A 10,615-nucleotide genomic window follows, 5' to 3' on the forward strand; every position below is an offset into this window, starting at 1 on the left:
GTTACGCCTTGTAGCGCTTGAGGACCTGTTGCACGCCCTCGACGAGTTCGGCTTCCGGCCAGGGAAATTGCGCCTCGGCCTGCTTCTTCAAGTATTCTTCGCGGTCCTCGATCTTGGAGAGCGTGGCGCCCAGCGCAAGATCCTTGATCTGAACTTCGGCGCGTTCCTTTTCATCGCCGCCCTGAATGATGGCGCAAGGGCTGCCGCGCTTGTCGGCATACTTCATCTGCGCCTTCATGCCGGACGAGCCGAGATAAAGTTCGGCGCGAAGACCCGCCTCGCGCAAGGTCTGCACCATGCGCTGGTAGTCCCTCAAGCGATCCCTGTCGAACACCAACACGACCACGGGGCCTTGGACGTCGTCGCCCTTGTACTTGCCGAGTAGCTGAAGGCCGAACAGAAGCCGCGATACACCGACCGAGATTCCGGTGGCGGGGACGCGTTCGCCCGTGAAGCGTGCCACGAGCCCGTCGTAGCGCCCGCCACTAATCACCGAGCCGAGCCGGATCGTCTGTCCGCGGCTGTCCTTGATGGCTGGCGTCAGCTCCGTCTCGAATACAGGGCCGGTGTAATATTCGAGGCCCCGGACGATGGAGGGGTCAAGCCAGATGCGGTCGGGACCATAGCCTGCAGTCCGGATCAACCCCTCAAGTTCGGTCATCTCATTCAGCGCGTCCTCATAAGGCAGGTGCGCCAATCCACCGTGTTCGTCGGGAACGCCGCCCGTGTTCACAGTAACCTGGTCAAGAATTGGTCGAAGCGACCCGAAGTCTTTGGCCTCAAGGACCGCAACAATGGCGCTGATCTGTTTTTCGGTTAAGTGTGCACCCTCTGTGAAATCACCACTGTCATCCTTTCGACCTGGCCCAAGTAGCTCCCGAACTCCGTACATTCCCAGCCGGTCGAGCTTGTCGATCGCTCTGAATGCGACCAACCGTTTTGTGATGTTCGTATCGCCTAGAAGCCCAAGGGCCTCCATAACGCCATCCAGAACCTTCCGGCTGTTGACCTTTACCACATAGTCGCCGCGCGGCACCCCCAATGCCTCCATGGTGTCGGCGGCGAGCATGCACATCTCCGCGTCCGCCGCGACAGAGGGCGCGCCGACCGTATCCGCGTCGAATTGCATGAATTGGCGGAACCGGCCCGGGCCCGGCTTCTCGTTGCGCCAGACAGTGCCCGTCTGGTAGCGGCGGAAGGGCTTGGGCAGGGTTTGATAGTTCTCGGCCACGTTGCGGGCGAGCGGCGCCGTCAGGTCGTAGCGCAGCGAGAGCCATTGCTCGTCATTGTCCTGGAAGGAGAACACGCCCGCGTTGGGCCGATCCTCATCGGGCAGGAATTTACCGAGCGCATCGGTGTACTCGATGGCAGGCGTGGCCAGCGGCTCGAACCCGTACAGCTCGAACACGGACTTGATCGTGGCCAGCATCGCCTCGGTCGCACGGATTTCTTGCGCCGAAGAGTCCAGCAGCCCTTTGGGTAGGCGCGCTTTGGGGCGAGAGTTATCGGGCCCTTGGCCGGGCTTATCGTCGTTTTTGCTCATGAGGGATGCGGCCGTTTGTCAAAATGCTCAAGCCGCCGCGTTCTAGCCCATCGCTCCCCGGCCAGCAAGCAACCGGGCCCTAATCGGCGAGCGCCTTTTCCTTGGCCGAGACCTTGGCCATCTCGACCAGCGCCTCGATGGGATGGGCGCGGCCCCGCATCTTGGACAGCGCGGGCGGGCACGGACCGCCCGTCGCCCAATCCAAAAGCTCCACCGTGTGGACGATGGGGATATTCGTGCCGATCTTGAGCTGGGTGATGCAGCCGATATTGCCCGTCACGATGACGTCCGGGGCGATCGATTCGATGTTCTTGACCTTGCGGTCCCGGAGCTCGCCGGACAGTTCCGGCTCGACGATGTTGTAGGTGCCGGCCGACCCGCAACACAAATGCCCTTCCGGAATCTCGGTCAGCGTGTAACCAGCCTGTTCTAGGAGCTGCCGGGGCAGGTCATCGAGCTTCTGCCCGTGACCCAGAGAACAGGCCGAATGATAGGCGACCTTGAGGCCGGTCCACATCACGGGCGGATTGAGCTCGATCTCGCTCAGGAACTCGGTCGCATCGCGCGCAAGCCCCCCCACATATTCCGCACGCTCCGCGTAGCCATGATCGCGCGCGAGCAGATTGCCGTAGTCTTTCAGCATGGTGCCGCAGCCGCTGGCCGTGGGAATGATCGCGTCCAGAAGCCGTTCGCGCATGACGGCGGTCAGCGCATCGATATTCCGCCGCGCATGGCTGCGCGCTTCGTCCTCGCGCCCCAAATGGTGGGAAAGCGCGCCGCAGCAGCCCTCGTCTTTGACCACCATCACATCCACGCCGTGACGGCGCAGCAGGCGGATGGCAGCCCTGTTGATCTGGGGCGACAGCACCTCCTGAACGCAACCCAGCATAATGGCGACCCGTTTGGGCTGCGGCGCCCGCGGATTGTAGGCGGATCGGGGGCGCAAGATTTTGAGCTTCAGCGCGTCTTTCGGAACCAGCTCCAGCGCCGCCGCAATGCGTTTCATGCCCAGCTTGCCGATCATCTCGCGGAATGGCCGGGCGAACCAGCCAAGGATCAACATCGCCTTGAAGCGGCTCGGATAGGGCAGGACCCGGCTCAAGAACATACGCATCGTCTTGTTGTTCGGGCTGCGATGCCCACGCTGCTCGATACGCACGCGGGCGAGATCAACCAGGTGCATATAGTCGACGCCACTCGGGCAGGCCGTCATGCAGCCGAGACAGGAGAGGCAGCGATCGACGTGAAAGACCGTCGTCGCCGGCACATCGCGTGTCTCGAACATCTGCTTCATCAGGTAGATGCGCCCGCGCGGGCTATCCCGCTCGTCGCCCGTCAGAACATAAGTCGGACAGGTCGCCGTGCAGAGGCCGCAATGGACACAGCGGCGCAGAATCTCGTCCGCCCGCGCGATCGTCGCGTCTCCCATCTGCAAAGCGTTGAAATTAGTTTCCATGGTGCCTTAACGGTCCCGATACAACCGGCCGGGGTTGAACAGGCCAAGCGGGTCGAACGCATGCTTCAGCTTGGCCGTCAGGACGTCATGCGGCGGCTCCAGCGGCTGGAACACGTCAGTCCCGTTACGGATTGTACTATCCGCGCGAATCAGCGTGGCATGCCCCCCAAACTCGGCGAGTTGACGGCGAATATCCACCGCGGCCGCATCCGCCAAGGCGGGCGTCTCTATCCAAATGAGACCGCCGGACCAGTCATAGGCCGCACGGACATCGATCTTGCGCGCAAGATTGCCGATGAGGCTCGCGGCCCGGCTCGGAATCGTGGAGACGCGCCAGAGCGGATTTCTCACGTCCTTGAACATCTTCAGCGACTGCACGTCGCGCCAGAAGACCTGACTGCGATTGGAATCCAGCTCAAGTTCCGGCCCGTAGGCTAGCAGGGCCTCGCGCAGACGGCTCGCGCGGTATCTGGCCGACGCAGGAAAACTCTCCACGCGGATCGCGGTCACGGCGGCGCCATTCCCCGCGAGGTCTTCATCGGTCAGGCGCGCGGCGAGTTCGGCATGAAGGTGAAGCGTGCCCGACACCTCATAGGGCGTTCCCATGGCTATACACAGCGCTTCGATGGCGGCGTAGTCGGTGAGCCCGAAGAAAATTAGCGTGCGCGACTCACGGTGCACGGGCAGCACTTTCAGCGCGACCTCGCTCATGACAGCCAGCGTGCCCCACGAGCCGGCCAGCATGCGGGCCAAATCGTAGCCCGTCACGTTCTTCATGACGCGCCCGCCCGACTTGATGATCTCGCCCCGCCCGTTGACCGCGCGGATACCCAGAACATGATCCCGCACCGCGCCTTTGAGAATGCGGCGACTGCCGGAGATGTTAGTGGCCACAAGACCGCCGACCGTGCCCTCGCCCGGGCCGTAGCCCATGACCGGCGCGATATCGACCGGTTCGCAGGCGAGCTCCTGATCGTTTTCGGCAAGCGCCGCCTCGATCTCCGCAAGCGGCGTTCCCGTCTTGGCGACCATCACGAGTTCGGTGGGTTCGTAGAGCGTGATGCCCCTCATATTCTCGGTACTGACGACCGCCCCCGCCCGGACCGCGTGGCCCAGCTCGCGCTTGGTTCCCTTGCCCATGACCTCAAGCGGCGTGCGGGACTCCGCCGCCTCGAGGACGAGCTGCGACAGCTCCTCTTCGGTCTCCGGAGTGTGGAAGCCAAGGCGCATATGGGCCGTCACAACGTCTCCTCGCCTTCGATATACGCGGCTTCATCCACGAGTTCGCCCTCGCGCGTCGCGTCGCCCCGGCCGGCCTCGAGCCGGGTCAGGTCGATGGTCAACTTTAGCGCATCGCGGCCGAGAATCGGGAACACCTTGCCCGGATTGAGAAGCCAGGCCGGGTCCAGCTCTTCCTTGATCCGGACCTGTTGGTCGATGTCTTCGTCCGTGAACTGCTCATACATCAGCTCGCGCTTCTCGATGCCCACGCCATGCTCGCCGGTCAGGCAGCCGCCAAGTTCGACGCAAAGTTTCAAGATTTCGGCCCCGCAAAGCTCTACACGTTCGAGCTGCCCGGGATCGTTGGCGTCGTAAAGTACCAGCGGGTGCAAATTGCCGTCGCCAGCATGGAAGATGTTGGCCACGTCGAAGCGATATTTGCGGCAGATCTGGCTGACGCCTTCCAGCGCCGCGGACAAGGCCGACAGCGGAATGACGCCGTCCATGCACATGTAATCCGAAACTTGACCAATCGCGCCGAAGGCTGCCTTGCGCCCCTTCCAGATCAGCGCGCTCTCCTCCGCGCTCTGGCTGCGCCGGGTGCTAATCGGATTGTAATCCTGGGCGATGTCCTCGATCTTCTCCAAGAGGTACTCGATCTCGTCCTCGGAGCCCTCGACCTCGACGATCAGCGCCGCCTCGGCGTCGAGCGGATAACCGGCCGGAACGAAATGCTCGCAGACATGGATTGCCGGGCGGTCCATGAACTCGATCGCCACGGGGACGATCCCGGAGGCGATGATCGCGGCGACGCAGGAGGCCGCCGCCTGCGCTGAGTCGAAGCCGATCAGGACTGGGCGCGCACCTTCCGGGGCTGCAAGCAGCCGGACGCTCGCCTCAGTCACGACACCGAGCTGGCCTTCGGAGCCCGTGATCAAAGGCAGGAAATCGTAATTCGGCGAATCGAGGTGGCTGCCGCCGAAATCGACGATCTCGCCATCTATCATTACCAAGCGCACGGCCAAGAGGTTGTTGACCGTCACCCCGTATTTGAGGCAATGCGCCCCGCCGGAATTGGTGGCGATGTTCCCGCCGACGGTACAGGCGACCTGACTCGACGGGTCAGGGGCGTAGAAGAAGCCTTGGGCTGAAGCTGCCTGGGTGATCGAAATGTTTGTGCTGCCCGCCTCTACCCGCGCAACCCGGTTCGCGGCATCGATCTCCAGAATCTTGTTCATCCGCGATAGGCACAGAACGATCGAATCCTCCAGCGGCGTCGCCCCACCACAGAGCGACGTCCCCGCCCCGCGCGGCACCACTTTGACGTGGTTCTCGTTGCAAAATCGCAAAATGGCCGAGACTTCCTCCGTACTCGCCGGAAGTACCACCGCAAGCGGCAACCGCCGATAGGCGGCAAGCGCATCGGATTCGAATGTACGCCGCCCCTCGAGATCGGCGATCATCACCGCCTGCGGCGCCAGCTTCTTGAGCTGCTTCACCACTTCGTTCCGGCGCGCCAATACGGCACGGTCGGGATCTGGAAGCGTCACAGTGGACATGCAAGCAGGCTCCAAGCCGCCCAAAAGGCCATTAGGATAAAGGATGCTGACCCCTCATCGCATTTTCGAGGGGCGATGGGCAACATGCGCTTACACTCTATCAAGGCGCGCGCGGAAAACGAACCGCACAGAACAACAGGTCCAGTCCGGCATTTTGGCTCACGGACCCACCGGCGTGGCGTCACCCGGGGGGGGGGTGGTGGCGGCATGGGCTCCTCCGTTTTTGCCTCGGCGTCCTTGACGTCCTCGTCCTTTGCCTCGCCCCCGGACCGAAAGGTCTCGATATCCTCGAGCACCTCCTTGAAGAGATAGTCCCGGACGCCTTCTTCCCGCGCGATCTCGCGCCACGCCTCCCGTAGAGCCGCCTGAACGTCGTCTGGGAAGCCGAGAATCTCGACGCCGTCTTCATTGGCGAAGGCTGTCAGCACCGCGGCCTGCAGAACGGCGCTCTCGGCGAGCGTGCGTTGAAGCATCTCGCCGCAGGCGCTCTCGATCAGAGATTGGTGTTCGGGCCCGAGCGCCGCCCAACGATCCTGATTGATCAAGAGTTCGAACACGGTGGCAGGCTGATTCCAGCCCGGCTGATACAGGGTCTTGACCGCGTCCTGAAGACCGTTGGCGCGATCCACCGCCGGCGTATAGGCCTCCGCAGCTCCGATCTCGCCACCCTCGAAGGCCTTCGCGATTTGGCTCCCCGGGACGAGAACCGGGACCACGCCAAGACGCATCATCACCCGCGCGCCAAGCCCGAAAATACGCATGCGCAGGCCGTCCAGATCGTCCTTGGAGCCGATTTCCTTGGCAAACCAGCCGCCTGCCTCCGCGCCGCCGAAGGCACAGGGGATCACATGGACCTCGATCTTGGCCTGATCGTACATCTCCTGATACAGCGCGCGCCCGTGGCCCCGGTTGAACCAGTCCATGTACTCTTTGGCGTTGGGGCCGAACGGGAATCCGCCGAACAGGCTGGCGGCGGGCAGTTTTGCGGCCCAGTACCCAGCCGTCGCATAGCCCGCATCAACCTTGCCGTCGGAGACCTTGTCCAGTATCTCGTAAGGGGCCGTGCCGTCGCCGGGCTCCTTCAAATCCAGTTGCAGGGTGCCGTCCGAGCGCTCCTTCAGGAGCTTGGCAAGTTCGCGCGCAGGTGTCCCAAGGCCCGGGACATGGGTTCCGAAAGCCAGCGGAGTGACCAGGGTGACGACCTCGGCCACGGCGGCCCCTGCCGCCGAAAATGCGGCCAGAAGCGTCCCGCCCGCCACAAATGCTTTGAAAGAGATCAACCTCATCGCGAATCGCCGCCTGTAAGGCTCAGATACGCGCCGAGCTTGACGGGAAGATCACAAGACCTCAACCCGTTGCTTCCGTTTGGATAAGGCTTCGGCTATGGTTCGACCAACTTTCCGACGCGCATCAGGTTGTTAGGCTGGGCTTGGTATGGTCTGGCGCGGGACGGTCTCAATGAATTTCGCCGTTTGGCTCATCGAACGCCCCCGCTGGCTTAAGCGGACTGTGCTTATCGCGAACGACTTCGTGATGCTCGGTATCGCGTTGTGGGCGGCTTATTCCTTGCGCCTGAGCCGTATCTACATTCCCGAGACTTGGCAGACTCTGCTGCTTCTGTTGGTCGCGCCGGCCGTCGGCGTCTTCGTCTTCTATTGGCGTGGCCTCTACAAGCTCGTCACGCGCTTTATCGGTCCCTCCGGCACCACACAGATTTACATCGCCGTGATTATAGCCGCGGTCCTGTGGGCCCTCGTGGTCTATATGAGCGGCGTCAAGAATCACCCGCGGTCGGTCGTCGTCATCTACGTCCTGATCGCGGCGATTCTGATCCGATTGAGCCGTCAATGGGCGGCGTCGATGCTGCTCAAAGCCGCACCGCAATATGAGCCGATCCGCTCCGACGTATGCAAGAACGTCATCATTTATGGCGCGGGCCCGGCAGGCATTCAGCTGTTGCGCGCGCTGAACGAGGCCGGCACCTATCGCATGGTCGCCTTCATCGACTCCAACCCTTCGTTGGCCGGACAGGTGGTGCACGGGGTCAAGGTCATTCGCCCCGAGAAGATCGGCAAGGTCATCGCCGACGAGAAGGTTGACGAGGTGCTCCTCGCCGCGCCGTCGGCACTCCGCAGCGAGCGCCGGGTTGCCCTCAAGGTCCTCGAGAAATATCCCGTGGAGGTGAAGACCCTGCCCGCGCTGGAGGAGATCGCGGCGGGCCGCGTCGAAATCAGCGATCTTCGTCCCATCGAAGTCGAGGATCTCTTGGGCCGCGATCCTGTCTCGCCCGACTTGGACCTGCTTTCGTCGCAGGTCCGAGACAAGTCGGTTCTGATCACCGGCGCCGGCGGTTCGATCGGCTCCGAACTCGCGCGCCAGCTCTTACAGCTTGGACCGAAGACGCTTGTGCTCTTGGACGTATCGGAGCACGCGCTCTACGAAATCTCGTTCGAAATCGCCGAATTACAGCGCGCCATGCGTGTTGACGTCCCCAATGCGCGACCCGAGACGAACGTGGTCCAAGTTCTCGGGTCGGTGCTGGACCGCAGGCTGATCGACCGAACCCTGGCGCAGCACGACGTCGACGTCATCTACCACGCGGCCGCCTACAAACATGTACCGATCGTCGAGGTGAACCCCTGTGTCGGCCTGCAGAACAACACGTTCGGAACGCAGGTGGTCGCGGACGCAGCCCGGGATGCAGGCGTCGCGCGTTTCGTGCTCATCTCGAGTGACAAGGCGGTGCGGCCGACGAATGTCATGGGGGCCAGCAAGCGCCTGGCCGAACTGGTTCTGCAGGCCTTGGCGGAGGATCCGCACCAGACGACCTTCACGATGGTGCGCTTCGGCAACGTTCTGGACTCCTCCGGCTCGGTCGTCCGCCTCTTCCGCAAGCAAATCAAGGAGGGCGGGCCCGTCACCGTCACCCATCCTGAAGTGATCCGCTACTTCATGTCGATCCCGGAAGCCGCCCAACTCGTCATCCAGGCTGGGGCCATGGCGGAGGGCGGCGAGGTCTTCGTCCTGGAAATGGGAACGCCGGTCAAAATCGACGACTTGGCGCGCACGATGGTCAGGTTGTCGGGCCTTGAAGTGCGCGACGAGGCCCATCCCGAAGGAGACGTCGCGGTCGAATATGTGGGCTTGCGCCCCGGTGAGAAACTTTTCGAGGAATTGCTGATCGGCGAGGACGCGACGGGCACCAGCCACCCGCGCATCTTCAAAACGTCCGAGCCGGTATTGGCCTATGGGGAGCTCATCACCGCGCTCGCGCGGTTCGAGACGGCAATCTCGAAGAATGACCTGGCAGAACTGCAGGAGATGTTGCACGCCACTGTCGAGGGCTATGCACCGTCTGGCGCCGCGGCGAACGTGGCGCCTGGAACGGATGAGTGGGTGCCCCACTCGCAGACCCTGCACTGATCTCATGTTGCGCTGATCCAATGACCGAGGCCGACTTCTTTCCCAGTGCCGCCGTGGTCGGCGTGAGCGCAGCCTTGAGCGCGGCTCTGATCTTTGTCCTCCGGCCGCTGCTCGTCCGCCATTTGATGGCACATCCCAACGAGCGCTCCTCCCACGTCCAAGCCACGCCAGAGGGTGCAGGCCTGGGTGTCATGGTTGCGATCCTCGCGGTCTGTGGCGCGCTTCTCGTTTGGAAGCTCGTGCCGGAGCCTAACCTCATCCCGATTCTGCTCGGAGCGGCTGCGCTCACTATTCTTGGCGGACTGGACGACGCGTGGCCGTTGCCGATCGCTTGGCGGCTCCTGGCCCAGGGCGTCGTTGCGCTGGGTATCGTCCTGACCTTGCCGCCGGACTTCCGGGTCCTGCCCGCCGTTCTGCCCGCCGGCGCCGAACGGGCGCTGCTCGTGTTCGGGGTGGTTTGCTTCGTGAACGTCGTCAATTTTCTGGACGGCCTCGACTGGATGACCGTGGCCCAGGTGGTTCCCATGGCGCTTGGTGTGGCGATCCTATGGTGGTTGGACGTCGTCCCGCCGGGCATCGGCCTTCTGGCGCTCGTGCTACTCGGCGCCATGCTTGGCTTTGCTGTCTTCAACAAACACCCAGCCAGCATCTTTCTGGGCGACTCGGGCAGCCTGCCCATCGGCTTGATCCTGGCTTACATGCTGATTTGGGTCGCGGAGGCCCACTTCGTCTCGGCGCTCCTGCTAGCCCTCTACACGATTGCCGATAGCGCGCTGACTTTCGTCCGGCGTCTGCGGAATGGTGAGAAAGTGACGGCAGCGCACCGGATCCATTACTATCAAAGGGCTATTGCGAACGGCTTCCAGGTCCCGGAGGTCACGACGCGTGTTTTCCTTCTCTGCGGCTGGCTGGCGATCCTGGCCATCGTGGCCGCACTCGCGGCATCGCCAACGGCCGATGCGGCGGCCCTGGCGCTGGGAATAGCCGGCGTCGCCTTCGTCCTATCCAGCTTCGCGCGGGGGCGCTAAGACGCGATGCGCATCCTTGTCACCGGCGCCTCCGGTTTCATCGGTCAAAGCCTGGTCCCGGCTCTGGCGAAACGCGGCTTCTCCGTACGGGCCGCCGCCCGCGACCCCGTGCGCATCACACAAGCGCCCAACATCGAGCCAATCGCGATGCCGGATCTGGCATATCCCGCCGATTGGTCCGCAGCGCTCGACGATGTCAGCCATGTCGTGCATCTGGCCGGCATCGCCCACGCGCCCGGTAGGCTCCCCGACGACGATTATGCGCGAATCAACACCGAGGCGGTGGCCGAGCTCGCCGGCCAGGCCAAAGGCCGGATCGAGCGTTTCGTCTTGATGTCGTCCGTGCGCGCCCAGGCCGGCTTGTCGTCGCCCACGACGATCACCG

Annotated in this window: 8 protein-coding genes; 3 read left to right on the top strand and 5 right to left on the bottom strand. The window is 63.2% G+C overall.

The features are described from left to right. Nucleotide 1: 1 nt before the first annotated feature. The 5 genes from hisS to WBQ77_RS07225 form a co-directional block, all read right to left on the bottom strand. Entirely contained in the window at nt 2-1,543 is a 1,542-nt protein-coding gene (hisS, locus tag WBQ77_RS07205; protein ID WP_424041939.1) for a histidine--tRNA ligase, read from the bottom strand. A 79-nt stretch (nt 1,544-1,622) separates the two neighbouring features. Continuing rightward, nucleotides 1,623-2,999 (bottom strand): glycolate oxidase subunit GlcF, encoded by a 1,377-nt coding sequence (gene glcF / locus WBQ77_RS07210; protein WP_424059564.1) that lies wholly within the window; start codon nt 2,997-2,999, stop codon nt 1,623-1,625. Between the two features lie 6 nt (nt 3,000-3,005). Further along, nucleotides 3,006-4,241, bottom strand: coding sequence for a glycolate oxidase subunit GlcE (gene glcE, locus WBQ77_RS07215; RefSeq protein WP_424059566.1), 1,236 nt, complete (start codon nt 4,239-4,241; stop codon nt 3,006-3,008). Then, the gene (locus WBQ77_RS07220) at nt 4,238-5,779 is read right to left on the bottom strand and encodes an FAD-linked oxidase C-terminal domain-containing protein (RefSeq protein ID WP_424059568.1); all 1,542 of its coding nucleotides are present in this window, start codon (nt 5,777-5,779) and stop codon (nt 4,238-4,240) included. The genes glcE and WBQ77_RS07220 overlap by 4 nt, the downstream gene beginning before the upstream one ends. Further along, nucleotides 5,767-7,065, bottom strand: a complete 1,299-nt coding sequence (locus tag WBQ77_RS07225; RefSeq protein ID WP_424059570.1) for a TRAP transporter substrate-binding protein — start codon at nt 7,063-7,065, stop codon at nt 5,767-5,769. Before WBQ77_RS07225 ends, WBQ77_RS07220 begins: the two co-directional genes overlap by 13 nt. A 172-nt stretch (nt 7,066-7,237) precedes the next feature. Between WBQ77_RS07225 and WBQ77_RS07230 the strand changes: the two genes are divergently transcribed. From WBQ77_RS07230 to WBQ77_RS07240, 3 genes are all read left to right on the top strand, one after another. After that, the gene (locus tag WBQ77_RS07230; RefSeq protein ID WP_424041931.1) at nt 7,238-9,202 is read left to right on the top strand and encodes a polysaccharide biosynthesis protein; all 1,965 of its coding nucleotides are present in this window, start codon (nt 7,238-7,240) and stop codon (nt 9,200-9,202) included. A 20-nt stretch (nt 9,203-9,222) separates the two neighbouring features. After that, complete coding sequence (locus tag WBQ77_RS07235; RefSeq protein ID WP_424041929.1) at nt 9,223-10,230, top strand: glycosyl transferase; 1,008 nt, start codon at nt 9,223-9,225, stop codon at nt 10,228-10,230. Between the two features lie 6 nt (nt 10,231-10,236). Beyond that, on the top strand, nt 10,237-10,615 hold a 379-nt coding region (locus WBQ77_RS07240; protein ID WP_424059572.1), incomplete at its 3' end, for an NAD-dependent epimerase/dehydratase family protein.

Source organism: Methyloceanibacter sp., from assembly GCF_049590335.1.
GTDB lineage: Bacteria > Pseudomonadota > Alphaproteobacteria > Rhizobiales > Methyloligellaceae > Methyloceanibacter.